Here is a 26,905-nt window from a genome sequence, read left to right as displayed (position 1 = left end):
GAACGGCGAATCCGCTGAAGTCTTTCCCACCTCGCCAGTTCTGGCCTAGCTCTAAACGCGATAAGGTGTGGATCAATCTCTATAAATTCGGCAGGACACTCGACGCACGAATGAGAACGACGACGGCCGCACGCACCCTCTCTCCGAGCCCCGGCCATAGAGCAGCAATGTCTTGCAGATCGATGTCGCTCTGCGGGACCGAACCCGGCGCTGCGCCTGGCGCTGCGCTCGGTAGGGTCACGCTGTTTTCACCGTCAGAATTCAACTCGAAATCAGTTGCCGGGAAACCGGTTGAGGGTTCGAATCCCTTGTCCTCCGCTGCGTCGATTGCTGGCCTAGGCCGACTTCTCAATCGACGGGCCCGACGTTCGACGGTCGTCTAGGTTCGACGGGCCAATGACCCCGGGGGCGTGCCTTACCAGACCCCTCTCACTGGGGCCCACCCAGGAGCCGCTAGGAGGCCTTCTGATGGGTTCGGCGCGGTAGGTGGGCTTAACGTCGTCGCGGACGGTTTGAGGCGATTCTGGGGCCTCCCGGGGCCTTGAGAGGGGCATCTGGACGGGTGTTCATGACCAGTGCGGCCCGAAGCCGCTCAGCGGCTCGATTCAGGTCGCACGACGAACTCGAGGACCCCCGCTGCGGCGTCGGGTTTCGGCCAGACTCGGAGTCGCAGGCGGGTCGCTGTCAGCGGCTCGGCGGGGTGGACGACGTTGAACTGGTCCTGATCGACGCCGTAGGCGTCGGTGTTGTATAGGGGGTACGGACGCCACTCGGCTCCCTCCTCCGCAACTTCCAGCTCCCAGCGGGCGGGGGTCTGCACGCCGCCGTGGTCGTCGTACCAGTAGACCTCGACCGTGCGGAGCGGCGTCGGCTCGGCGAGCTCGAACTCGAGCGTCTGAGCCTCGCCACGCGCGGGCCAGCTGGTCCAACGCGGGATCGAGGTGTCGAACGAATGGCTCGGCAACAGGCCATCAATGAGGGCCGCTTCGGTGTCGCCTGCAAAGGTTTGCGACGCTTTAGCAGAAGCGAACCGCTTGGCGTTGTCGTCTACGACCAGCGCGCCGGCGCGGAGGGTCTCGGCGTTGTCGGGCATCCAGACCGCCATCGAACCGACGCCGCGGTTGTTCCAAGCGTAATAGGGCACAAGCCGCAGCGGAGTCGCTTCGAGGTCGCCCTTTTCTGTAAGGCGCTCTGCTTTGACCGTAATCGCGCGAGTGCTGTGGCCGTTAATGGCGGCAGGCGATACCTCGGTCTCCGCGGTCATCGCCGAGGGAGGGACCATGTATGTCGAGGTGTGGGCCTCGTTGTCGGCGGCCTCGGCGCAATAGACCAACGGCCCGCGCGTCACGGCGACACGCCCGCGGTTGGCTTCGACCTCTTCGCGACAGGTGCTGTAACGCACCGGCATCGGTAGTTCGAGTCGGATACGATCGCCCGCGGACCATTCTCTTTCGATGGAGACAAACCCGTTCGCCGTCGTCACCTCGACCGGCTTGTCATTCACGAAAACATCGACCCTAGGCGATTCACTCTTGGCGTATTTGTAGAGCTCACCGGGGACAAAGCGATCGGTCGTCCACGTCGGCACGCGCATCCGCAGTGCGAAACGCACCGGCTTCTCGGGTCGCAGCGTCAGCTGCACGGCGCCGTCGTACGGATACGCCGTCTCTTCGATCACCTCCGTCGCGACGTCATGGATCGTGACCCGGGTGCGACCCGAGGCGTAGAGGCACGCCAGCAAACCCTCGTCGTCCTGGGCGAACATCATGCCCGGGACCTGTGGGATGAGCCGCGCCAGGTTCGTCGGGCAGCAGGCGGTGCCGAACCACGGCGCGCGGCCGGCGTGGCCGTGGTTGAAGGGGCGGAACCCGTCGGCCGCCAGCGGATTGACGTAGAAGAAGCGGTCGCCGGCCAGATTCACGCCGGCGAGGGTGTTGTTGTAAAGGGCGACCTCGGCGACGTCGAGGAACTTGGCGTTCTTGTGCAGCAAGAACATCCGCCAGTTGAACAGCACGTTGCCCACGCCGGCGCAGGTCTCGTCGAAGGCGTCGGCGTTCGGCAGCTCGAACTCGGGGCCGAAGCCCTCGATGCCGTGCACGGCGCCGAGCCCGCCGGTAAGGTGCATGCGGGTGTCGACGATGTCCTCCCAGATGGCGTCGAGCGCCGCGTTGTAGCGGTCGTCGCCGAGCTTGGCGCCGACGTCCGCCATGCCCGCATAGAGGTAGGTCGCGCGCACCGCGTGGCCGGCCGGCTTCCGCTGCTCGGCGACGGGCCGGTGCTGTTGGGCGTAGCTCGGCGAATTGACCCCCTCGCCATCCGGCACGTACGTGACGCCGCGGATGTCGAGGAACTTCTTGGCCGTGTCGAGGTGGATCGGGTCGCCCGTCGCCTCGGCGAGTCGCACCAGCGCCAGCTCGATCTCTTCGTGACCCGGAGCGCGGAGGACGGGCTTGCCGTGGTTGTACTTGGCGTCGCCCTCGAAGAAGACGCGGCGGACGTGCCGGGCGTTCTTGTCGGCGACGTCGAGCAGTGTGCGTTTGCCGGTTGCATGGAAGTAAGCGACCGCCGCCTCGTAGAGGTGCCCGACGATGTAGAGCTCGTGACTGTGATCGACGTACGCGTAGCGGCCGTCGCCCATCATGTCGATCGCGAGGTGCGGGTAGAGCGTTCGTGTGGCGCCGTGATAGCCATCGGGCTCCTGGGCGGCCGCGACGACCTCGACGACGCGGTCGATCTGAGCCTCGAGGGCCGGGTCGCGGTCGATCGCCAACAGATAGGCGGCGCCCTCGACCACCTTATAGAGGTCGCTCGTCCGAAAGCGGTGCGGCGGGGGCAATTCAGCGGGCGTATCACCGGCCAGCAACTCACCGGCGGCTGCGAGATCGGCGAGCGCCTCACCCGTGTGCTCGAAGGCGTACGGCACCAGCACCTGTCGCTGGGTCCGCAGACGCGGCAGCCAGAAGTCGTCTTCGAGCGTCACCCGATCGAACGACACGACCCGAACCTCGTAACCCGCGGCGGGGCAACTCTGCGGGGCTGCGAAGCCAAGGATCATTGCCGAGAGCAAAACCGCCCGGCGGGACAGCAATGAAGTCCTCATCGCGATCGGCTTCCCCACGGCGCCTTTCTCAAAACGAGAGATTTCAGAAGAGAGACAATTCGGCTACGGCCTCTCTTCTATGGCGCCGAGACGGGAGAACCTTAACCCAAAAGCCGGCAAAACCGTCGGCATCCGCCTCGGGGATCGTCCGATGGAATCAGCCCGATCGCCCATCCGGTTACTCGATCGGAACTTGAGGCCCCTGCTCATGGGGGTAGTAGAACACGGTGATCGCGACGGTATCCTCCAGCAAGTTGATCTTGCCACGTTCGACCCGCGAGATATTGAGCCCGGTGCGCTGCTCGAGGTCGGCGATCATCTCGTCGTGGCGATCGGCGCGGATCAGATCGATCCTCTCGTAGAGCACCTCCTGTCGATACTCCTGCCGCAAGAAGGAGAGCGATTCGAGCACGGCAGGGAACGCCGCGATCGCGCAGTTGGTGAACATCAGCTCGGCCCAGCTCACCTTGCGGTTGGCGAGGGAGTTGATCACCGCGACGCCGATCACGACGAACAGGTACGACATCTCCCGCACCGGGATCGTGTCGGTCCGGTAGCGGAGCACGCCGAAGATCGCGAACAGGCCGAGCGCCATGCCCAGCTCGAGTTCGAGCTTCTTCAGCGTGAAGCAGATGAAGAAGACCACCACGCTCAGCATGTAGTAGGTGAAGAGGTAGTCTTTGCTGCGCGAGTTCCGGTAATAGATATAGCGGACAATGAGCGTCAAGAACGCGAGGTTCATGCCGAACCGCACGAGCATCTTGACGAAGTCGTCGTCGTATAGCGGAGACTCGAAGAAGGTCATCAACGGTAGCTAGATGGCGCGTAGGAGGGAGTCGGGGCGGGCGCCCGGCATTGGATAGCAGGCCGCTTCGGATTGGAGCGCCATGAGTTTGCGTTTGAATCGATTACGCTTCAGCGACGGGTCGAGCAGGGCGCTGCCCACGCAGTACTTGCTCACCCGCATCGGCCGCACCTGCAGGTCGCGGAGCCGTCGGCGGATCGCCGATTCACGCGTCGCGCGGGCCTGCTTGACTTCGACGATCGCAACGCCCGGCAACGCGGCGTGCTGCTGGTCGCGGTGGAACTCGAGGTCCACGTCGATCGTGACACGCTCGACGAAATCGACGCCGACGAGCGTGATCCGCGAGAACTCCGTGTAGATCTGCGGACGCAGATCGACCGTCTCGCCCGCGACTTTCTCAACCAGCGCGGTTGCTTCCGGCGCCAGCAGCGGGGCGATGCCGGGGATCGTGACGCGTTTCTTGACCGTGCGGCCCTTGTTGGTCCGCTGCTTGATCTCGAAGAACGTCAGATTCGAGGCCGTGTAGCTGCGCATCCGGAACTTGCGTCGACTCGACCGGCCGTTGTGATGCTCGTGGTAGCACTCGCGCGTGGGGGTGTCGAAATAGAGCGACGAGTAGGGCGACTTACGGACGCCGATCACTTCGAGGATCCGGTAGTCGTCCGAGATGCTCGTGAGCAACTCCGGGAGCAGGCGGTCCGACATCGCATACTTGGTGTCGACGCGGTTCATCAAGCTGACGCTGTCCATCTCCGCTAGATCGATGGGGCGCAGCTTAAAGACCACGCGGTCGATGTCGTCTCGGACGTTCATGGTCTTGCCCCGTCTCCTAGAGTCCGTCGACGCCTTCGATTGTCTCGCCGCCGTCGCGTGAGCAGAGCGAGCGGAGAGTGCTCGCTTCCATCGACTTGCTCAAGAAGTGCACCGAACCGTCGGCCAGCAGGCCGTGCGATCCGTAAGGGTGATCCGAGTACACCCGCTCATCCTCCCAGGCGACCGGGGGTTCTTCCTCGTTGACGCCCTTCTTGATGTGACTGATGTTGCCACCGGACGCCCAAGCCCCATTGAGACTCTTGACTTCACCGGACTTGTTGACGTCGGCGCCGCGACCGGTGCACTCGACCACCATGACGGTCCTCGAGGTCCCGTCCGTGATGCGGGCGATGGTGATTGATGGCGGGACCTGAATCGTGTCCTCGTCCGGGAGTCCTTTATTACCGATCAACACACCGCGTTGCGCGCCGTATTGCTCACCGGTGGTCGGGTTGTCTTTGTCCTTATCCGGGCCGGACACGCCGAGATAGTCCATACATCCCATCCCTTCGCCAGGCTGACCATTCAGGTTGAAGAGCCGGCCCTCCGGGGAGCGATGCTCTTCAAGCCGCGACGCGCTGGGGCAAAGAAACACCGGCACGACCTCTGAAGCGGCGGGCAGATTCACCGGGTCGGTCATCGGCTTCTTGAAGTCGATCTGCTCTTGAATCGCGCCCTCCTCCAGGTGATGAAGGATGACACTCGACCAGGAGTAACCGAACGCGGTCGGGTCGGTCCGCGGCGCCGAGTACTGCTTGCCCGGCGGGAACTTCTTGTGAATCCCTTCGTAGTTGAGGACCGCTAACCCGACTTGCCGCAGGTTGTTGAGGCACATCGAACGCCGGCTGCTCTCCCGGGCGGCTTGGACCGCCGGCAGCAACAGAGCCACCAGAATGCCGATCACGGCAATCACGACCAGCAACTCGACCAGCGTCATGCCACGCCGTTGTGAGGCCGGATTGGGGCAGCGTAGCGGCATGCGATCCTCGGGGATTGGCGGGATTGGCATCGCAACGACAACGAGAAAAGAGCGAGCGAACACACCATGGATGCGTCAGCAACTCGCATATCTTAACCCAATCTTCACACAATCGCCACGTGACATTCCGTCACGAAACAGAATCTGGGGCCAAAACTCCCCGCACACCTGCTGAGATAAGTACTGCTTATCCCCGCTTGCCTCGGCGGACAGCGGTCATCACGGCGCCGGCATGGTTACCTACCATGGATAAACCCACTTCGACCCATCGCGGCGCCGATGGGTCGAAGTGGGTTTTAGGGAATAGCAGTGGCGCGTCCGCCCGTTGAGAAACGGCCGGCGACAAGTCGGCTTCAGTCGAAAGACGTCTGCAACAGGTGCGGCCGCTCGTCGTCGATGAGCACGATCAGCTCGCCGAACAGCGTGTTGGCCCAGGCAAACCAATCGCGGGTGTAGTCGGCCGGGTTGTCCTTGTTGAACGCCTCGTGCATGAAGCCCGTCTCGGCGTGCGTCGCCCGCAGCATCCGCAGGCATTCGACGATCTCTTCGTCGGAGGTGCTGGTCATGGCGCGGAGGATGATGCCCATCGGCCAGATGCGCTCGTGACCCGAGTGCGGGCTCGCCTGCCCCTCCGCCGCCTTGCCGCGGAAGTAATAGGGGTTGCTGTCGCTGAGCAGGAACTTGCGGGTGCGGAGGTAGAGCGGGTCGTCCTTCTTGTGCACGCCCAGATACGCCAGCGACATCAGGCTCGGCACGTTGGCGTCGTCCCAATGCGCGCGGTTGCCGAAGCCATCGACTTCGTACGCGTAGATCTTGCCGAAGTCGAGGTGCTCGACGATCGCGTACCCTTCGATCGCGGCTTGGACCTCGTCAGCCAGCCCGGCGCACTCGTCCGCAAAGGCCTCGTCGTCGAGTTCGCCGCGGAAGATCGCCTCGAGCTGCCGCAGCGATTGCACCGCAAACAGGTTCGAGGGGATCAAGAACGGGTAGAGCGTGCTGTCGTCGCTCGGGCGGAACGCCGACGCGATCAACCCCACCGGCTTGATGGGCCGTCCCAGGCCATCGAACAGCGGCGCGTCGATCATCCGGTCGGTAGAGCGGCGGAAGCGGTACGGCGTGCCGTTCTTGCGTTGCTCGGTCTTGAATGTCTCGACGATCAGCTTGGCGGACCGCCGCCAGTCCTCGTCGAAGATCGACGCGTCGCCCGTCAGTCGGTGGTACTCGTTCGCCAGTCGCACCGCGTAGCAGAGCGAATCGATCTCCCACTTACGCTCGTGAACGCCGTCGATCGGTGCGGGGCGGTCGCTGGCCCACTCCGACTCCTTCTGCATGTCCTTGTAGAAGGCGTTCGCGTAGGGGTCGAGCAATACGCACTTCGTCTGCCGGCGGACCAAGCCTTCCACCAGCTTTCGCAGTTTCTCGTCGTCGTTGACGTAGCGCATGTACGGCCATACTTGCGCCGTCGAGTCGCGGAGCCACATCGCGTCGATGTCGCCGGTGATCACGAACGTGTCGGGCTTGCCGTCGATCACCTCGTAATCGACGGTGGTGTCGAGGGTGTTCGGGTAGCAGTTCTCGAACATCCACGCCAATTCGGCGTCGGCGATCTTCGGCTTCACCTTCGCGATCGTCTGCTCGACCGAGGGACTCGTGAAGCAACGCTCCTCGACCGGCGGACGCTTCGACTCGAACTCCGCGGCAAAACAGCAACTGGCGAACGTGGCGCTGAGAACGCCGGCGGCGAGAATATAATTCATGGTGTGACTCAACAGCTGTACGAAGTAGTAACGATTAAGAGTGTCCCAAGGCCTGCATCGCCAGGGCGTAGGCGCCGTAGGCGACGGCCTCGTTGGCGCCGAGCTTCGAGACGGCGACCGCCGAACGCGGTTGCCGCGGCGCCCGCTTGCCGTCCATCGACTGCCGATCGGGCGCGTAGAACGCGGCGGCCTCGATATCGGATTCGAGGTTGTAGACCACCTGTACGAGTCGTCGCTGGGCGTCCGGTTCGTCCGAGAACGCGCCGCCAACCACCTTGAGCAGCGCCGGCATGTAAAGCGGATGAGCTTGCGACAGCCCGCCGCCGATCACCACGATACCGTCGAGCACGGTGACAAGGTTCGCGATCGCGTCGCCCAGCGTGCGGCCCATCTGGGCGTAAGCCTCACGGGCGGCGCCCGCATCGCCCGCTAGTTCGCCCGTTGCAATCTTGGCGATGTCGTGCGGCGTGCGGTGGGCGGCTTCCGGGTCGCTGGCCGAAGTCGCGTAGGCGCGGGTCACCGCGCGGATGCTGACGCCCTCTTCGGCATTGACGCCGGGTCGGAAGCCATGCCGCAAGAGCCAGACCTCACCCGCCAGGCCGTTGTCGCCGCGGAGCAGCTTGCCATCCAATACGATGCCGCCGCCAAAGCCGGTGCCCAGCGTCAGGCCGATCAAGTTGCGATAACGCCGATCGCTGCCCACCTGCTCCAGCTTCGCGTTGATCTCTGGCAAGCGGCCAAACGCCGCCTCGCCGAGCGCGAACAAGTCGCCGTCGTTGTTGATCAGCACCGGAACGCCGAAACGATCGCCGAGCAGATCGCCGAGCGGCACGCCGTCGGCGTAAGCGGGTAGGTTGCCGATGTTGTAGATCACCCCGTTGGCGTAATCCGCCGGCCCGGGAAAGGCGAAGCTGATCGCCGCCGCGCCGCCGCCTGCCTCGGCCGCGACGCGCTCAAACCCCGCGTAGAGGTTTGCCAAGCTCCGCTTAAGGTCGTTGGCTTCCGACGGCAGCACGCACGGCCCCGCCACACGCTGGCCGTCGCGCAGGGCGGCGAACGAGAAGTTCGTCCCGCCCGCGTCGAGCGTCAGCACCAGCGGTATATCCGAGGCGGCTGCCGTCATGTCGCCAACCCCTTCGCGTTGAGGCGCCGCTGGCTCCACCAGCCGTACCAAGCGATGTAGACGTAACTGATGATCGGCGCGAAGAACGCCTCACGGATGCCGTAGTTGTCGGCGACTGCGCCCATCAGCAGCGGGAAGAGCGCGCCGCCAACGATCATCATCACCAGCAGCGACGACCCCTGCGAAGTGTGCTCGCCGAGGTCGTCGATCGCCAGCGTGAAGATGTTCGACCACATGATCGAGTTGAACAGTCCGGCGCCGAGCGCCGCCCAGAGGGCGACCTTGCCAGTCGCCACGCCGGACGCGACAAGCAAAGCCACGATCGCCATGCCGAAGACGCCGAGGATCGTCCCGGGCTTGCCCTTGCCGATACCAAACGCCGCGAGGCACAACGCGATTAGGATCGAGAAGGGGATCAACTCGGTGGGCTTCATGAACTCCATCTGCAACTGGCCTTCTTCGAATCGCACCGCCGTGGCGACGTAGATCAAACCCAGCAGCGCCGCGGCGGTAAGCACCATGTAGAGCGGCTTCTTCTGCGGAGCGATTGTCGTCGACATCGCCGTAGCACCGCAGAGTCGGCCGATCATCGCGCCGCCCCAGTAGTAGGCGAGATAGAGGCTGGCCACGCCCTCGGGCCATCCCATCACACTCTCGTGCGCCATAAAGCTCACCAAGAAGCTGCCGATCGCCACCTCGGCGCCAACGTAGAGGAAGATCGCCGCCATGCCGAAGCGGAGCTGTGGAAACGCTAATGCGTTGCCGGACTCGGCCGCTGCGCCGCCACCGATCGCCGGCAGCTTGCTGACGGCGATCACTATCGCCAGCGCGAGGAACATCCCCGCGTAGATCAAATAGGGCGTCTTGATGGCGTCTAGTGTCACCTCGCCACCCGAAGCGAAGATCTTGTAAAGCAACAGCCCGCCGGCAATAGGCGCTATCGTGGTGCCGAGTGAATTGAATCCCTGCGCTAGATTAAGCCGCGCCGAGGCGTTTTCAGGAGGCCCGAGGATAGCGGCGTAAGGATTCGCGGCGATCTGTAGGATCGTCACGCCGGTTGCTAACAGGAACAAGGCGCCGAGAAAGAACGGGTACGAAACGGCGCCCGCAGCGGGAGCAAATAGCGCACAACCTGCAGCGCAGATAACGAGCGACAACACGATCGCGCGTTGGTATCCGACACGATTGATGGGGTCACCGCTCGCCACCGAAATAAAGAAGTAGATCAGCGAGACAACGAAGAATGCCCCGAAGAACGCGAACTGCACCAAGCCCGACTGGAAGTACGTGAGCTTGAAGCTCTCCTTCAAGAACGGGATCAACACGTCGTTCATGCACGTGATGAAGCCCCAGAAGAAAAATAACAGCGTCACCGTCGCAAACGCGCCGGCGTTGGAGCCCGTGGCGCCCGTCGTGGGAGCCGTCGCGGGGCGGGTTTCGATGGCTCCTGCCATGAAGTTTTCCTGAGACGAGGGTTGGTTGGAGAAAGGTGGCGGCAGTCTACCTCACGGCGCCCAATCACCGAACGGGCGGTCTTCCTCGGCCGTCGCCCAGTCGCGGTTCGGCTCGGCCTGCATCTTGAGCGTCATCACGCCGCCCTCGGCGATCTCGCTGTGCTTGACCCATGAACGGCTGACGGGCTCGCCGTTCATCGTGATTGAGCCGACGTGGAGGTTGTCGTCCGAGTTGTCCGGCGCCTCGATCACAAAGTCCTTGCCGTTCTGCAAATGGATCGTCGCCTTGGCGAACCGCGGGCTGCCGATCGCATAGCCCGCCTTGCCGGGGCAGACGGGGTAGAAGCCTAGCGTGCTGAACAGGTACCACGCCGACATCTGGCCGTTGTCCTCGTCGCCGCAGTAGCCGTCGGGCCCGGGGCCATAGAGCGTATCAACGACCTGCCGAACGGGCGCCGCGGTCTTCCACGGGGCGCCGGCGAAGTTGTAGAGGTACAGCACGTGGTGCACCGGCTGGTTGCCGTGGGCGTACTGGCCCATCTTGCAGGCGACCATCTCGGTCATCTCGTGGATCACTCCGCCGTAGTGGCCGACGCCGAACGTCGGCTCGGCGGCGAGCATCGCATCGAGCTTGCCGACAAACGCGTCGTCGCCGCCCATCAACTCGATCAAGCCGGGCAGGTCGTGCAGCACGCTCCAGCTGTAGTGCCACGAGCTGCCCTCGGTGAACGGGTTGCCCCACTCGTCCGCCTTGAAGTCGGGCTTCCACGACCCGTCGGCCTGCCGGCCCCGCATGAAGCCGACGTCGGGGTCGAAGACCTTGCGGTAGTTCTGCGCCTGCTTGAGCAGCCGCGGAATCGCATCGACACGCCCAGCGTACTCGCAGACCTGCGCGACACACCAGTCGTCGTAAGCGAACTCAAGCGTCCGCGCGGTCGCTTCACCCGTCTCATCGCTGGCGACGTAGCCACGCTCCAAGTAGCTCGCCATCCCCTTGCGCCCGTAGGCGCCGTTGCTCGAGAGCTCGGTAGCGTCCTTCAGCGAAGCCTCGGCGGCGAGCTCGACATCGAAGTCGTCGATCCCCTTGCACAACGCGTCGGCGATCACGCTCTCGACGTGCGTGCCGATCATGCAATCGCGGTAGCCGGGGCTCGCCCACTTGGGGAACCAGCCCCCTTCCCGATAGGCGTTGAGCCAGCCGCGGACCATCGCCGCGTTGATTTCAGGGTCGATGATCGACATCAGCGGATACACGGCCCGGAACGTGTCCCAGAAACCGTTGTCAGCGAACATCTCGCCCGGCTCGACCTTGCCGTTGTAGGGGCTGTAATGCACCAGCTCGCCGGCGGCGTTCTCTTCGTGGAAGATCCGCGGGAAGAGCAGAGCCCGGTACAGGTTTGAGTAGAACGTCACACGCTGGTCGTCCGTGGCGCCTTCGATCTCGATGACCGAGAGCCGCTTGTTCCAAACGTCCTTATTCGCGGCGACCACATCGTCGAACGACTTGTCGCCGACTTCACGCTCGAGGTTGAGCGCCGCTTGATCGTGGTCGATGAACGACGTGCCGATGCGGGCCTCGATGACGCCCGACTCGGGCGCCTCGAACTCAACCGCTACCCAGTGCTTGTCGGGGGACGCGTTGATCGACTTGATCGGCGCGCTGAACTTCGCCACGAACCGGCAACCAAAATCGCCCGCGACGCCGCCATTGTTCTTGCGGGCGACGCCTTTCAGCGTGCCGGCCGCCTTATCGACGACAAAGTCGCCGGGGCTGTAGGCGTCGAAGTGGACCCACGCCCGCTTGCCCTTGGGGAACGCAAACCGCATCGCCGCCGAGCGCGTCGTCGCGGTCATCTCGGCGCGCACGCCCGAATCCTTGAGCGTCACGGCGTAGAGGTGCGGTTTGGAGACCTCGTCGTCGTGCGAGAAGGCCGACGACGGCAGTTCCGCCGTCGATTCGCCCGTGAATGGCATCACGCCGAAGTTGCCGTAGTCTCCCATCCAGGGGCTCGGCTGGTGCGTCGCCTGCAGCGCCCGCAGCCGTTTCGCGCCGTACTGGTAGATCCAGCCCGAGGCGTCACCCGTGCGGGGCGTCCAGAACGTCATCCCGAACGGCGCCGCCACCGCGGGGTAGGTGTTGCCGTGCGAGAAGCCATGCGTCGAGTCGGTGCCGATCAGCGGGCTTACGACGTCGGCGTAATCGGCGTTCTCTTCAGCGCGGAGCTGCATCGCTCCGAGGAGAATCGCAGCGGCAAGAGCGATCGTGGTCTTCATAGCGTTATCACTTAGCAGGGAGGTCTTCAGCAAACTCAGCAGCCGTCGAGAGCGAGAACGGCCTATCTTCCAAGGCGACGCCGCGCTCGCGATTGGGCTCGGGGCCCATGACCAAAACGAGGCTGCCGCCATCGACAATCTCGGCGTGCTTCAGAAAGTTCCGTGACAGCGGCTCACCGTTCAGCTCCGCCGATTGGATGTAACAGTTATCCTCGGAGACGCCGCGCGCCTCGACGACGAATTGGCCACCCGACTCCAGGCCAATCGTCGCCTTCTCAAACAGCGGGCTGCCCAGCACGTACTCGTCGGTCCCCGGGCAGACGCTGTAGAACCCCAGCGCGCTGAGCACGTACCAAGCAGACGTCTGGCCCTGGTCCTCGTCGCCGGGGTAACCGTTCTCGGTTGAGTTGTAGAGCCGGTCCATGATCTGTCGCACCCAGTATTGTGTCTTCCAAGGCTGACCCGCGTAGCAATACAGGTAGGGCATGTGCTGGATCGGCTGGTTGCCGTGGGCGTACTGGCCCATGTTGGCGATCTTCATTTCGGTCATCTCGTGGATCGCGAAGCCGTAGGTGCCGACGTTGAACTCGTTAGTCGCCGAGAAGACGCCGTCGAGCTTCGCGACGAACGCCTCGTCGCCCCCCAAGAGGTCGATGAGCCCCGCCACGTCGTGCATCACCGACCAGACCCAGTGCCAAGCGCAGCCCTCGGTGTAGGGGCCACCCCACTCAATCGGATCGAAGTCGGGCGTCCAATCGCCGTCCCGCTGCCGGCCGCGCATGAAGCCCGTTTCCGGATCGAACACGTTCCGGTAGTTAAATACCGTTTGGGCAAAGAAACGGCTCGCTTTTTCCTGAGAAGTCACCTTGGCGAGCCAATAGCCGCAGAAATCGTCGTAAGCGTACTCCAGCGTCTTGGCGGTCCCCTCCCGGATATCCGACGGGACGTAGCCCAGCTCGTCGTACGCGCGGTGCCCGTCGCGGCCGTTGGCGGGCCCCCAGGGGCCCTTGTTCGTCGCCTCGTGACGGTAGGCTTCGATCGCCTTCTCGGGGTCGAAGGTCCGGATGCCCTTCGCCCAGCCGTCCGCCAAGAGCGTGATGGCGTGGTTGCCGATCATGCTCCCCTGCTCGCCCGGGAACGACCACGACGGCAGCCAGCCGCACTGGTCGTAGGCGTCGAGCAGCGACGCCAAGTAGCGGCCGTGCTGCTTCGGCGTCAGGAACGTGAACAGCGGCATCTGACCGCGGAACGTGTCCCAGAAGCCCGTGTCGGTGAACAGGTAACCGTCGTGCAGCTTGCCATCGTAAGGGCTGTAGTACCGCGGCTCGCCGTCCTCGCCGATCTCGTAGAACCGGTGCGGGAAGAGGCACGTGCGGTAGAAGCACGAATAGAAGGTCGCCGTCTGCTCCTCGCTGCCGCCTTCCACCTTGAGGCGGCCGAGCATCTCGTTCCACACCGCTTTGGCGGCGTCGGCGACTTGCTCGAGTTGTTCATGCTCGCCCAATTCACGCCGTAATGTCTCACGGGGCTGATCGTGGTCGATGTACGACGACGCCACCTTGACCTGGACCACCGATCCCGGCGCGAACTTCAGAACGGCGCCGCCGCCCCTGCCCCGTCGGGCCGACTCGCCCCACGCGACTTCGCGATCCCGACGCCCCCAGACGCCTTGCTCGATGATTGGCTCATCGAACTCCATCACGAAGTAGTTGCGTAAGCCATCGGGCAATCGGCCGTTGCGGACCCAACCCTCGATGCGGCGCCCGTCATGATCGATCTCGGCGCCGAATCCGCCGGTGTAACCGTCGAGCACGAGAAACGCATCGCCGTCCTTCGGGAACGTGAACCGCAGCATGGCCCCACGTTCGGTTGGCGCCATCTCAACGGTGACACCGGTTTCGAGTTTGACGCGGTAGTAGAACGGCTTGGCGATTTCATCCGAGTGGCTGAACTTCGCCGCCCGCGCGTTCTCGTCAACGATCGCCTCACCGACGGTCGGCATCAGCGAGAAGACGCAGTAATCGTTCGACCACGAGCTACACTGGTGCGACTGCTGGAAGCCGCGGATCGTGTCTTTGAAGTACTGGTACTTCCAGCCGTCGCCATTGGGCCCCGTCTGTGGGGTCCACATGTTCATGCCGAACGGCAGCGCCGTCGCCGGGAACGTGTTGCCGTGCGTTAGCTCGAAGCGTGAGTTCGTCCCTTGCAGGGTGTTGACGTAGTCGGCTGGGGTCTTCGGCCCCTCCGCGCGCGCGTCCGATAAAGCCGAGCCATAGAGCCCGACGCCGACAAGGCAAACCGCCATGCGCAGCAACAGCGCACCGCTGGTCGCTTGCAAGACGGCCTTCATCGAATCGACGAGGCCGAGGTGCGGCGACGGAGCACGGTGGCGATCGTGGCGAAGCCGACCAGCGCTAGTGAAGTCGGCTCCGGCACACGGAGCATCAGGGCAAACGCATTGGCGCCGTTGGCGTCGATAAACCATTCTCTAAATATCAAGAAGTCATCGTGGTTATTGCGACCGTCGCTGTTGAAGTCGCCATGTAGATAAAGACCGGTCTTGGTGTACGCCGTCAAGTCGGTGTGGGTGTTGGCGGCGAAAATCAGCCAGTCATCGCGATCTAAGATACCGTCAAAGTTCAAGTCACCAGAGACGCCCGTCTCCAGCGCGTAGCTCTCCTTGGCGACCACCAAATCGACATAGCTGCCGATGCTGTCCGAGCCGAGCCCGAGGACCTTGAACTCAAACCATGTGGGACGCACCTCCCACGGCAGGCTCGGGGCGGGCGGGTTGTGGCTGAGGAAGTCGTCGCCGTCTCCCGACGAGGCGTAGAAGTTAACGCCGAAATCGATCTCACGGATCGACTTACCGACCTCAAGCTCGCGCTCGAGATTGTTGCGATCCGACCCACCTTCGAGGTCAACGTCGAGAATCGAATCACCCAGGTGGAACTGCAAGCCATCGCGGCCCGAGCGGTACTCCAACGTCACCTCCTGCGTGTCATTCACCCACTGCCCCGACGAGGCGTCGAATCGCTTCACCGGACGACTGTATCGCAAACCGTATAGAGAATCCGAGGAGTAAGTCTCTTCTACCCCATGGATGTCGAAGCGACTCACGTAGAACGGCGTCAGCTCATCGTGCGCGTAGATGCGGTACGTCCCCTCTTGCATCCGATTGAGGTCAGGCACCTGGGTGGATGTCAGCCACTCCAGATCGGTCAGCTTTTCGTGGACCGTGAAGTGCCCATTGCTGATGTTCCCCATTACGTCGAAAGGATTGCCGTATTCGTCGTTGTGAACGCCGAATGGCGCCACTTGGCTCCCATGGGTCGAGGCGGAGTACTCAACGTACTGCCCGGCGTCGAAGTCATAGACGTAGGGCGTGTAGTTGCTGTCGTTGATCACCCGCCAAGCGCCGGAATGCGGCGCGCCAATCCGATGGCCGTGCTCGTGATCGACGACCAACTGCCCCCACCCGGAGTTGATGTCCGCCTGGATCGCGTAGTTGTTACTGGGGATCCAAGCCAACCCCGACCACCCCTGCCCCGGGTCCGGCGCCGTGGCCGAGACGTCGAAGATATTGGCGTGGAAGTCTTCGGGCTCCAAACCGTAGTGGCTGCGGACGTAGTTCTCAGCGTCGGCGATCCAGTCGCCGTTGCGGGTCCGGTCCGCGTTGAGCGTCAATGGGACGTCGAGCACCTGCGTGTAACGCAGGTCGTACTGTCCACCGGAGTTGGCGGCAAAAAACTGCCGCGACAACAGCGAACTCGCCTCGATCTGCGCGCGCCGCTCGGCGCCGAGCGGCGCGTCGCTAACATCGCGGATCGCGAAGTACATCCCCTCATAGAGGCCGCGTGTCGTCGAGAAGTCGGTGCGAGGGTAAACGACAGCCAGCGTCGGAGACGCGGTCGCGACGATAATCAACGCGGCGATCAAAAGCCGGTGCAGAGACGTAAACCCAGTCATAAACAACGTTGCAAGCGGTTGGGACGCGAGATCTGAACAAACAACCTACTTGCCGTACTTCAATAAGCCGGTCCCTCCGCCGCACTCCGTGCGGCGGAGGGAGCCGACCGGTAGACCTTAACGCCGACGCGCCGCGATTGCGGTTGCCGCGGCGGTCGCCAACATCACGAACGAAGTCGGCTCGGGGACCCAGAGGAATTCCGACATTGCCAGCGCGCTGTCGCTGATACGGACCTCGTCGATGAACCCGTAGGCGCGGTCGCCGTGGCCCCCGTTGTACATGCCGCGACCGACAGTCCAGTTGCCGGCGTCCCAGTCACCACCGTCGCCGGCGGGAATGGCCATCGCCGTATTCGCGCTGCCGCTCAGGGTCAGGTCGGTCTGGGCGACCAACTGGTAGGGCGTGCCCTGCGTGGCGTTGGCCAGGTACAGCGATAACGTCGAGCCGTCGCTCACCGCCGCGGCGTGGTACCACTGGCCCTGGGCTAGGTCTTCGAACGGGGTCGTGACCAACGTGTCGTTGGCCGAAACCGCCTCGTGCCAGAAGCCATCTTGGTCAGCGAACTTGATCGCCAGCGCATTATCCGGCACGGCTTGCAAATACAGCGGCGCGAGTTCACGGTTGGCGTCCACGACGTCGGTGCCATCGCGACCCACGATCGTGCGGAAGCCGCCGTTCTCGAGCTTGAAAGAAGCCTCGATCGTAAACGCCGCCGGAGTGATCGAGCCGATGCCCGACAGGCCAGTGAACATGCCCGGGCCGCCGCCCGTGTTCTGGACGGCGAAGTTATTAGTAGCTCCGGTTTGATCGACCACGGAGCCCGGGACATCGGATCGATACGCGAAGCCACAGCAACCGCCGGTGACCCAGGCCGAGAGGTCGTGACCGTTACCCGACACGTCGGTGACGTCGGCCGAGTAGGTGTTGCCGGCGTCGTCACCTGCCAGGTGGACGACGTTGGCGTCGGCAGGACCGGTTTCAAAACGCCAGTAGGCGACGGTGCTCGCCCCCGCGGTTGTCGCAACACCAGTAGCCGCGAAGCCCATACAGAGGGCCGCAATCTTGTGTCTCATGAGTCAACTCCAAGGTGAAAAGAAGAGAGAGAATCGAAAAGCCTAAACGCCTCTGTCCAGCAAGCCTCCAGCAACAGCCATCCACTACCCCGCCAGTGACACCACCACCGCCGTCACCGACGCCCCGGGGAAATCCCACTCGCCATCCGCCGCCCAGTTGTGCGAGGAGGTTTGCATGACCCGGTCGCTATTGAGTTGCGACACCTCGACCATCGGATCGTCCTCAATAACGTGCGCGGTCGCCGACTGAGGCCTGACGTCGCCCAGCCGCAGCCGCGCCGTTACCGACTTGTCACGGTTGGTGTTCACGACATGCAGGAAGACACGATTCCCCTTTCGGCTGGCGACCACGTCGAGGCCGTCGGGCGTCGAGTTCACTCGCAGCGCCTCCGTGCCGATGTGACGTCGGTAGAGCTGCATCACCCGCGCCACCGGCATCAGGTATGCTCTTCCCTCGCCGCGTGGCGTTGGGATCATCACCGCATTGACTTGCCAGCGATTGCCGCAGAAGTCCGCGGCGGTCGCAATCTTTAACACGTCGCCGTGGCGCTGGTGGTTGTTGAGGATGCGGCCGTAAGAGACGCCCGCGGCCCACGTCGAGAGCACGTCGCAACGATCGCGGCCGGGGATCGCGAAGTGGCACTCGGTCATCGCCAAATCGATGTCGCGGTCGCCAAGGCTCTCGCGCACCTCACGGATCTTGCGGTCGTTGATCTCCCACGCCGCCATCAGCCGCCGCCACGTCGCCTCGGGGTCGCGGCGGTACCGCTCGCCACGGAGCACGGGCTCTTCGTCGGCGTCCGGATTGAACATCTGATGGAATGCGAGCATCTGCAAGTGCTCACCGGCCGCGTCCGCCATGCGCGGCGCCCAGCCGCTATCGCCCCAGCCGATCAACCGGATCGACGGGTCGCGCTCGCGCATCGCCTTGGCAAACTCGACCGTCTTGCGAGCGGTGGTGTCGTAGTCGAACCCTTGGCGGTCGTACGACGTCTCGTTGCCGATTTGCCAGTAGCGGATCGGCATCGTCGCGCGGTAACCCAGCTCACGGCGTTCGGAGTTGTCGGGATCGTTGCAAAACGAAACCCAGTCCGCCGCCTCACGGGCGTCGCCGATCCGCGGTTTGCCGCCGGCCGACATGAAGCGACGCCTACCGTCGGACTCGAAGTTCACGCACATCAACGGATCGGCGCCGACGCGTGAACAGAAGTCATGAAACTCAGGCGTCCCGACCTGGTTCGACTCGAGGCCGCCCCATTGCAGGTTCTGCATCATCGGCCGGCGATCGCGCGGGCCGACCCCTTCACGCCAACGGTAGAAGTCGGTGTAGATGCCGCCCCACCGCATCATCGTCGGGCCGAGCTCGCGCGTAGCGTCAACGACATCCTCGCGCCAGTCGTTGCGCGAGTGATCCCACGCCGCCTCGACCGAGCTGTCCGTGACGCCTAGTGGCTCCATGAACTGCATGTAGAGGTACGGCGAGAGGGCGTGCGTCGGTGACGGGTCGATCTCCAAGAGACTTCCCATCGCCGTCTTGGCCGTCGCCGCCAGCGCGGGTCGCCCCGCCAAGCCCACAGCGGCGGCGCCCGCGATCGCTTTGAGGGCGTCTCGCCGCGAGCATTCGGTTGTCGCCGCTTCTCGGCTCATCGGGACCTTCATTACTTCGTCTCTCCGGCCTTCGTCGCGACGCGGGCCTCTTCGGCGGTGGGGTACTCGACCTCCGCCAGACCGACGTCGATGAACTGCCCCCCCGTGCGGTTCTTGCAATGAACCGCCAGCGTGTTGCCCCGTGGCTTGAGCGCTGCGACGGCTTCTTCACGGAGGTCCATGAGGTTGAAGTTCGTCGTGTAGCCAGTCACCGTGGCCGCGAGGACGCCGTTGATGTAGACCTGGGCATCTTCGTCGTGGTGCATTAGCAGCTTCAGATCGCCCTCGTTGCGATTCTCGATATCGAACGTCCGGCGGAGCCAGATGTCGTTCGAAGTCCACTCCGAACCGATCGGGGCGTTGGGTGTTCCCTTGGCGCCGAAGCCGGACATACCCGACTTCCAACCCGAATCGTCGTAGTCGGCCGACTGCCACTCGCCGCGCGGCTCGCGCTGCGTGTATCTCCAGCGGGCGGCCTCCGTGTCGCTGGTCGGCACCAGTTCGCGCACGACCGGCGGGATCGGCAAAGCCGCGTACCCGCTAGCCTTCGTCTGATCGCGGTCGGCCCACTTCGACCAAACGTCCTTGTCGCAGATAAGCCGCATGAAAACGCCACCCACCACGGGCCGGGCCGTGAAACCAACCTTGCGTGCGTTGTCGGTCCGGTACCAGTCGGTCATCGGCGAGCGGTCCGGCGTCTCGCGGAGGAACTCGACCACCGGCGCCACCAGCGCGTCGAAGTCGTCGTCTTCGCCGGTGAGGCACGCCGTCCACAGGACCCAGTCAAGCTTCGTGTACTCCTGACGGCTGTCGAGGGGCAACCCGTAACGGTTTTGCACCGAACGGTAGTGCTTCATCTCCGTCTCGAAGACTTCTTTCGGGAAGAGGTCGAGGCCGAGCACACGGTCCCAGACCAGGTTGTACTTCTGGCTCCAGGTGCCGGGGCGGTCGAACGTCAGTCGGTAGTGGTCGCCGTCGGCGGCCTCTTTCACCCAACGCGCGGCGAACTCCTCAGCGACCTTGCGATACTCCTTGGCCTGCTCGGCTTCGCCCTTCATCTCACAGAGCTTGGCGTACGCGCCGAGTCCGCAGATCGCCTTGGCCGAGAGGTTGACGTTGTGCGCCAGGTGACCGGCGAAGTCGTCGGTGCAGAGTTGGTTATCCGGGTCGAAGCCCTTCTCCTTGAGGTACTCGGCCCACTGCGTCAGTGTTGGCCAGTACTGTTCGGCAAACTCGGCGTTGCCTTCGACCTGCGCGACCCCCGCCATGAGCAGCAGCATGTTGCCGCTCTCTTCAACCGGCATCTGGTTCTCTTCGCTCCGCTCACCGCCACCGTAGACTTGGCCGTTGGCCTTGGGGTACGTCCCGAGGTCGTGCGGGGCGAAGGGGAACTTCCAGCGGTCGCTCTTAGCGTACTCCATGAACGGAACTAGGAACGACTTCGCCATCGATGGGCCAAACAGGAAGAACTGCGGCGCCATCGGGTAGAAGACATCCGACGTACCGATGCAGCCGTTCGAGTGGTTCTCTTTGCAGAACTGGAGCGGCTGACCGTTCTCGTCCGCGACGAACTTGCCGGCGGCGAGACACTGGCGGTAAGCCAGCGAGCCAACGATCACGTAGTTGTCACCGCCCGCTTCGCGGAGGTCGGCCATCAGCTCACGGTCGAACGCGTCGCAACGCTCTAGCAGCGACTCGTAGTCCCGCGCCGCTTCGGCGAGCAACTCCTCGGCCTCCATCCCGTTGCGGCGCCAGTAAGGCCGCAGGTTCTTGCCCATGAACTGAATCGAATAGAGATCGTCATAGGCGACCACCAGCCAGCGACGCACCGACTTGTCGCCGACTTCGCCCAGGTCAAACTCGAACGAACTGGCAACGTCACCGGCCTCCTTCGGACCGACAGCGTCGGCGTCGGCTCTGCCGTTCTCCGAACTAAACGCGGCCCTCAAGGCGCGCGGCTCGCCAACACGCACGACCGGATCCGCGTCCTGCGGGGCGGCGGCGTAGAAGTATCCCCAGTCGATACGCAGATCGTCGCCCACCTTCTGCAAGACGTTTTGCTCGACCGAACCCATCTTCACCACGGCCAGGCCATTGCCGGCGTTCTTTGAGGCCTCGACCTCTTGTCGCGGCACGTCAACGCAAAGCTCGGACGATGCGTCAAAGTAAAGCTTCGCGTCGTGCTTCTTGCCGTCTGACGACTTCACGTCGAACGTCAGGTAGGTGATCGGCCGTGACAACAGGTCGATGTCCTCGGGCAGGGAGGGCGTCGTGAACTGCAGCGTCACCTGAACGCCGGCGCCGGCGAACGTGTAGATCGTTTGCGTCGGCGTCACCACCTGGTCGCTCTGCGGCATTGCGGCGGCGCGACGTGGCGCCGAGCCCATCAACCGGTAGGTCGTCCCATCGACCTCGATCAAGGCCGTCAGCCGGTGCGGCTTGCCCGTCCAATGCGTGGTGTCATTGTCATTCAGCGCGCGGCCGGTTGACCAGATGCTGAAGTACGGATCACACGCCACCAGCGGAGTGGCGGGCGGAGTGAATCGTGGCGTGGCGGCGTCGGCAACGGCGGTCGCCGCCGCAACACACAGCACAGTCAGACGAAGTACGTTGGTTCCCATGAATCTCACAGCTTGTCGCATGCCCTTCTCTAGTTCCTAGTAAGTTTCAACTCTTGTTCCGTTGACTCAGACGTCCCGCCGCCTCGCGGCGAACACCCCACCAATGCCGCACGCCGCCAGCAGAGCCGTTGTCGGCTCGGGGACCGACGCCAGCAAACCGGCGAACGCCTCTTCACCGTGCAGCGAGATGTAAGTCGCTTTGAAGGCGGCGAAGTCGTCGTAGTTGCTAACGCCGTCGCCGGTAAGGTCGCCAGCCGCGTAGGCCTGCGCCGGGCCGAGGCCCGACAAGTCGGTGTGCAGTCGGCTCGCGAGTGCGACAAAGTCGGCCCGGTTGATCACGCCATCAAAATTGAGATCGCCGCTCTCGAACGCCGCGCCGCCATTGCCGGTGTAGCTGACTTGCGCGTTGACGATCGTGCCGTCACCGAGCAGCACCGTCGCCGCCAGGTCTTCGACGGGCGAACGCACCCAGCCATCCGCGGGCGAATACACCAGCTGGCTTTGCGGCGCCAACTGTCCTGCGTCGCCGGTTGTTGCTTCGACGAACAGCGACGTTGTGCTCGACGAGATCGACCACGCGTCGTTGTGATCCACCGACATGTCGCCATCGGCGTCACGCAGCCCCGTGACGGGCGTCAAATCCGACGGCGAGATAGCGCCCACCGCTGACGACAGGGAGATCGATTGGATATCAAGGACCGTGGTAGCGCTGTTCTGCAAAGTAACCGCGCCGGTGTCGCGATCCACCACCAATTCAATCTGGTCGTCACCCAACGGGACAATCCGGAAGATCTCACCCTGACCTTCCGGCGGGAAGAACGAGTTGCCGAACTTGACCATGTACAAGTTCCCGAAGTTGTCCTCGTTGAATGACGTGAGGTACTGGAGAACCGTTCCGTCATCGAGCAACTCCTCGAACTCGATGTCGTGACGCTGGACATCGGTGAAGTTATCGCCGTTGTAGCCGGCGGCTGGAGTCGTGGTGTCGAACTCTCCCGAATAGATCCGCTGCGCCGTAAAGTCCGTGAGGAAGTAGCGGCCTTGCAGTTCCTCGACGGGCCCGCGATACACATAGCCGCCGGTTATCGAGGCTCCGTTGAAGTCGCTCGTATGCCCCAGCGGGATGCCGCCGTGGTGAGCGTATTCGTAGATCGGATCAACATCGCCTGGCGAACCAGGGCCGCCGGCCGATCCGCCGATCGTCGCGATCGTCCCCTCGCGCGAGGTCCAGCCGAAATCGATTGGCGTCGCAGCGGGGTTCTCAAAGTGACTCGCTGGGATGAAGTTCACTTCCTCCACCGCGTTGAAGCCGACATCGCCGATGTAGAAATCTCCCGTCTCACGGTCGAAGCTGCTGCGGTAGGGGTTCCGCAATCCCAACGCGACCAGATCGACATCCGGGTGCGACGGTCCCGCAGCCGGCGTTGCGAAGTCGCCCGTCAAGTCAATCTTCACCACTTTGCCGTACGGCGAGGTCGGGTCCTCGATCAACGAGGGATCGAAGGTCGGCTCGTTCGCTTGCGTGCCGCCGTCCCCGGTCGTGAGGAACAGTTCGGCGCCGCTGCCCCCCGGACGGAAGAACGCCTCGTTCATCGTGTGAAAAACGTTTGACAGGTTCTGGTACTCGTAGAGCCGCCGCTGAACCTGAGGCACGCCGCCGACTGTCTTCCATTCGTCGAGGCCATTGACGCCGCTGACGTTGGAAACCGTGTAGAACAGCCCGTTGGACTGGTAGTCCGGGTGGAAAGTCATCGACAACAACCCACCGTCCGCCTGGACGGTCCCGGCCAGATCGAGGAACGTTGTCGATGTCTTCGTCAGTTGGTTGTAGGCGAGGACCCGCCCGAGGCTCGAGCCGCCCGGCTCGGTGCGTTCAACAATGTAGAGGTGATTGTTATCGCCCGGCGCCTGGGTCATGTAGGTCGGCTGATTCAAGCCGGAAACGACCCGCTCCACCGTGTACGCGGCGTCCAACCTGCCCGCGCAGACCACGAGGGCAAGCGTTAGCCAGGGGTGGATCGAGGAGGCGATGTTCATAAGATAGTTCCGCGCTGACGGTCTAAACTCGGTGCGGCGATTTCATCGCGTCTTCGTAGCGGTAGCTGCAACAGAGCCCTGGAGGCCTTAAGAGCTCGTCGATAGGTGCACCCACGAAGGGAGACGACGCAGCGTCAACCCGCTACTTTGGCGCCGTGAGGTGGAAGTCCAAGGTTTGCGAGCCGCCTTTGATCTCCACCTCTTGCATATTGCCCACAGCATCCTCGGGAACGATTTCCTCGCCGGGCTTGCCTTCTGCGGGCATGATCATCTCACGACCGTTGAACTTGATTTCGTTCTTGGCAGAGATCGCGACGACTCGCTTGCCTAGGTAAGCCTCGTCTATTGAATACGAGCCGTTCTCGATCAATCCGCCGAAAGGAGTGCCTTGGCCGCCGATTGGGCTAAACGCAATCCGACCAGATTCGATTGGCTTGCCTTCATACGTCACCGTCCCCTGCACGGATGGCGCCCTCTCGGCACAACCAGCCAACAGAGAAAACAACGCGATGAACGCAAAATGGCAATTCCGCTTCGACATCTAAGTGCACCGACTGGGGTAAATAGCGTGGGATGAATCAGTTGCCAGACAGCGATCCAAGTGCCTCTTCTTTGTCGCGAGTCCCGGCAGCTCGCCAGGTGTACCAATCGATCCCGTCTTGTACGAACGTCACTGAACCATCAGCCATTGCAACATTGACACCGCCCGGATGTAGACTTCTTGCCGTTGCGTAGGCGCCGTTAGTTCCGGGTACTCTGTCTGGGATCGCCTGGCTGATTGAATCGCACCATTTTTCAGGGAACGTGAAATCACCCATATCATCCGGACAGGGTCCGACTGGCCCGTCGGGAATTGAGCTATTGGGTGTGGATGCTGCCGAGAAGAGGGCTCCGCCCATGTTGCCATAGATCGACGAGCCCATAGGTCCACCAAAGTTAGAGTTCTGGGGCACAATGCCTTCTGACAGCAGTATTGTCTTTGACGTCCCGTCGACAATCTGAGCCATTCGTGTTTGCTGTGTTTGCGGCCCGCCTTCGACAGACTGTCCAGGTCGCACTGAAAAGACTCCCGCTCCGTAAGGACTTATGTCCACATCAATCGAGCCAATGGGGAGGCGGCGAAAGATGATTGGACGACCCAACGCATTACCGTACATGTCGCCATTGCCAACGCACGCGCGGTAGTTGCCACGCCAAAATCCGTAGGCTGCCGTGTCCATCTCATTGGCGTACGGCGATTGATCGCTGGGGCAATAGAAGGGGGGGATCTGAGCTTCGCGAGCGGCCCTGATTCTCGCGTCGATCCCAATCGGCCCGTACGTGTTTTGGTCCGCGCCTTGGGGATCTGTCGCCTTGTACTCTTTGATAGGAAGAGTCCAAAAATTATCGTAAACGGCTTGCTCTTCGAGCTGCGGCAAGACGAGTTGTGTCCAAGTGTACGCATCCCAAATGTCGTACTTCCGGGCGTACGGGAACTGCTTGTGTGTCGATTCGTAGTTGAGATTTGCCAGTGATAGTTGCTTTAGCGCATTCACACAGCCATTCCGCCGCGCCGCCTCACGCGCCGACTGAACCGCCGGCAACAATAGCGCCACAAGGATCCCGATGATGGCGATCACCACCAACAGCTCGACGAGGGTAAAGCCGTCCTTGTACGCTCGGTCCGTTTTCCGAGTGCATGTCTTGGTCATCGGGTGATCCTTGTAGCCGTTTGGGAAATAACTCCGTCCAAATCAATCAACCACTTTCAGGCAGTACGACGCCACCCCAGCGCCGCCATGCCCAGAGCAACCAGAGCCAGCGTCGCCGGCTCGGGGATCGTCGCCGCCGCGCCGACGTAGGTCACGCCGCCAACGAACAGGCCCGACCCCGGACGGCCGTAGCTGAACTCGAGGTCCTGCCCGCCAACGGCCGTGTTATACGCGGCGCCCAACGAGATCGACTCGCCCGGCATGAGCGATGTGCCCGCGACATCGAGCAGCAACTCCGACAGGATGTTGGCGTCCGAACCGCCCGCCTCGGTCCACCCGTAGCCGTCTTCGGCGCTGGCGCCGTAGTTCGCGGCCCACACGTCGTAGTCGGCCTGAGCAAAGGTCGAACCCAGACCGTCGCGGTAGACCGTGTAGTCCGCGGCATCGACAACACCGTCGCCGCTGTAGTCGCCGGGGGGGCTCACTTCAACGCCCTGGTCCGCCATGCTGTTCCAGCTTGACTGATTAAGCGCGCCGGCGTCGCTGGTGATCTCGTAGTAGTCGAGGGTCACAGCGCCGGACGAGTTGTTCTTAAGCATGACGGCGCCGGTCGACGTGTTGACCTCGATCGACAGGTTCTGGCCGCCGGCGAAGTGGAGCATGTCCGACAGCGAAACCGCGCTGTCGCTAATGCGGACCTCGTCGATGAACCCGTAGGCGCGGTCGCCGTGGCCGCCGTTGTACATGCCGCGACCGACGGTCCAGTTACCGGCGTCCCAATCGCCGCCGTCGCCGGCGGGCGTGGCCATCGCCGTATTCGTGCTGCCGCTCAACGTCATGTCGGTTTGGGCGACGAGCTGGTAACCGGTGCCTTGAGTGGCGTTCGCCAAGTACAGCGACAATGTCGAACCGTCGCTCACGGCCGAGGCGTGGTACCAATCGCCTTCGGTTGTGTTCGGAGGAGCGAAGGTGTTGAGGATCTCAGCCGGCGACACCGCTTCGTGCCAAAAGCCCTCTTGGTCCGCGAACTTGATCGCCAGAGCGTTGCCCGGGACCGCTTGCAGGTAGACCGGCGCGAGTTCACGGTTTTGGTCGGCCACATCCGTACCATCGCGACCGATGATCGTTCGGAAGCCGCCGTTCTCTAGACGGAACGAAGCCTCGATCGTGAAGGCGGACGGAGTGATCGAGCCGATGCCCGTCGGGCCGGTGAACATGCCCGGGCCGCCGCCCGTGTTCTGGACAGAGAAGTTATTTGTCGCGCCGGTCGCCGCGATCGTGCCCGTCGCGACGTCGGAGCGGTAGGCGTAGCCGCAGCAACCGCCGGTGATCCATGCCGAGAGGTCGTGGCCATTGCCCGACACGTCGGGGATGTCGGCCGAGTAGGTATTGCCGGCGTCGTCACCAGCCAAGTGGATGACGTTCGTGTCGGCGGGGCCGGTCTCGAAACGCCAGTAAGCGACGGTGTTCGCGTGGGCCGCGCCTGCCGTCAGAAGGACGGCGAAGCCGGCGGCTTGAATGCGCTGCAGTATCATTGGAAGTGTCTCCGCGATGCGAGAGG

17 protein-coding genes are annotated in these 26,905 nt (G+C 63.2%); all 17 read right to left on the bottom strand.

The annotated features are described in order from the left end of the window. Window positions 1-592: 592 nt before the first annotated feature. The 17 genes from Spa11_RS11160 to Spa11_RS11080 all read right to left on the bottom strand — a co-directional run bounded on the left by Spa11_RS11160 (window position 593) and on the right by Spa11_RS11080 (window position 26,879). Window positions 593-3,055, bottom strand: coding sequence for a glycoside hydrolase family 127 protein (locus tag Spa11_RS11160; protein ID WP_197529917.1), 2,463 nt, complete (start codon window positions 3,053-3,055; stop codon window positions 593-595). Window positions 3,056-3,278: 223 nt separating this feature from the next. Then, entirely contained in the window at window positions 3,279-3,905 is a 627-nt protein-coding gene (locus tag Spa11_RS11155; protein ID WP_145112196.1) for a DUF4956 domain-containing protein, read from the bottom strand. A gap of 9 nt (window positions 3,906-3,914) precedes the next feature. Beyond that, complete coding sequence (locus Spa11_RS11150; protein WP_145112194.1) at window positions 3,915-4,718, bottom strand: polyphosphate polymerase domain-containing protein; 804 nt, start codon at window positions 4,716-4,718, stop codon at window positions 3,915-3,917. A 16-nt stretch (window positions 4,719-4,734) separates the two neighbouring features. After that, window positions 4,735-5,697 (bottom strand): DUF1559 family PulG-like putative transporter, encoded by a 963-nt coding sequence (locus tag Spa11_RS11145; protein ID WP_197529916.1) that lies wholly within the window; start codon window positions 5,695-5,697, stop codon window positions 4,735-4,737. A gap of 353 nt (window positions 5,698-6,050) precedes the next feature. Next, window positions 6,051-7,454, bottom strand: coding sequence for a glycoside hydrolase family 125 protein (locus tag Spa11_RS11140; protein WP_145112189.1), 1,404 nt, complete (start codon window positions 7,452-7,454; stop codon window positions 6,051-6,053). A 34-nt stretch (window positions 7,455-7,488) separates the two neighbouring features. Next, complete coding sequence (locus tag Spa11_RS11135; RefSeq protein WP_145112187.1) at window positions 7,489-8,577, bottom strand: ROK family protein; 1,089 nt, start codon at window positions 8,575-8,577, stop codon at window positions 7,489-7,491. Next, the gene (locus Spa11_RS11130) at window positions 8,574-10,031 is read right to left on the bottom strand and encodes a sugar MFS transporter (protein WP_231933240.1); all 1,458 of its coding nucleotides are present in this window, start codon (window positions 10,029-10,031) and stop codon (window positions 8,574-8,576) included. The genes Spa11_RS11135 and Spa11_RS11130 overlap by 4 nt, the downstream gene beginning before the upstream one ends. A 51-nt stretch (window positions 10,032-10,082) precedes the next feature. Next, window positions 10,083-12,305, bottom strand: a complete 2,223-nt coding sequence (locus tag Spa11_RS11125) for a GH92 family glycosyl hydrolase (protein WP_197529915.1) — start codon at window positions 12,303-12,305, stop codon at window positions 10,083-10,085. A 7-nt stretch (window positions 12,306-12,312) separates the two neighbouring features. Continuing rightward, window positions 12,313-14,655 carry a GH92 family glycosyl hydrolase gene (locus tag Spa11_RS11120; protein ID WP_197529914.1) on the bottom strand — a complete coding sequence of 781 codons (2,343 nt, stop codon included), beginning with the start codon at window positions 14,653-14,655 and terminating at the stop codon, window positions 12,313-12,315. Next, window positions 14,652-16,274 (bottom strand): PEP-CTERM sorting domain-containing protein, encoded by a 1,623-nt coding sequence (locus Spa11_RS11115; RefSeq protein ID WP_145112183.1) that lies wholly within the window; start codon window positions 16,272-16,274, stop codon window positions 14,652-14,654. Before Spa11_RS11115 ends, Spa11_RS11120 begins: the two co-directional genes overlap by 4 nt. 117 nt (window positions 16,275-16,391) lie before the next feature. Then, complete coding sequence (locus tag Spa11_RS11110; protein WP_145112181.1) at window positions 16,392-17,348, bottom strand: LamG-like jellyroll fold domain-containing protein; 957 nt, start codon at window positions 17,346-17,348, stop codon at window positions 16,392-16,394. An 84-nt stretch (window positions 17,349-17,432) separates the two neighbouring features. Further along, window positions 17,433-18,995 (bottom strand): alpha-L-arabinofuranosidase C-terminal domain-containing protein, encoded by a 1,563-nt coding sequence (locus Spa11_RS11105; RefSeq protein WP_197529913.1) that lies wholly within the window; start codon window positions 18,993-18,995, stop codon window positions 17,433-17,435. An 11-nt stretch (window positions 18,996-19,006) separates the two neighbouring features. Beyond that, entirely contained in the window at window positions 19,007-21,616 is a 2,610-nt protein-coding gene (locus Spa11_RS11100; RefSeq protein WP_145112177.1) for a glutaminase family protein, read from the bottom strand. Window positions 21,617-21,682: 66 nt separating this feature from the next. Further along, window positions 21,683-23,653 carry a PQQ-dependent sugar dehydrogenase gene (locus Spa11_RS11095; protein ID WP_145112175.1) on the bottom strand — a complete coding sequence of 657 codons (1,971 nt, stop codon included), beginning with the start codon at window positions 23,651-23,653 and terminating at the stop codon, window positions 21,683-21,685. A gap of 142 nt (window positions 23,654-23,795) precedes the next feature. Then, window positions 23,796-24,194 carry a hypothetical protein gene (locus Spa11_RS11090; protein ID WP_145112173.1) on the bottom strand — a complete coding sequence of 133 codons (399 nt, stop codon included), beginning with the start codon at window positions 24,192-24,194 and terminating at the stop codon, window positions 23,796-23,798. 37 nt (window positions 24,195-24,231) lie between these two features. Next, window positions 24,232-25,344, bottom strand: coding sequence for a DUF1559 domain-containing protein (locus Spa11_RS11085; RefSeq protein WP_145112171.1), 1,113 nt, complete (start codon window positions 25,342-25,344; stop codon window positions 24,232-24,234). A gap of 56 nt (window positions 25,345-25,400) precedes the next feature. Then, window positions 25,401-26,879, bottom strand: coding sequence for a PEP-CTERM sorting domain-containing protein (locus Spa11_RS11080; RefSeq protein WP_145112169.1), 1,479 nt, complete (start codon window positions 26,877-26,879; stop codon window positions 25,401-25,403). Between the last annotated feature and the right edge of the window lie 26 nt (window positions 26,880-26,905).

Source organism: Botrimarina mediterranea, assembly GCF_007753265.1.
Taxonomy (GTDB): domain Bacteria; phylum Planctomycetota; class Planctomycetia; order Pirellulales; family Lacipirellulaceae; genus Botrimarina; species Botrimarina mediterranea.
The sequence above is the reverse complement of the archived record's forward strand: the minus strand, read 5'-3'. Positions and strand labels throughout refer to the sequence as shown.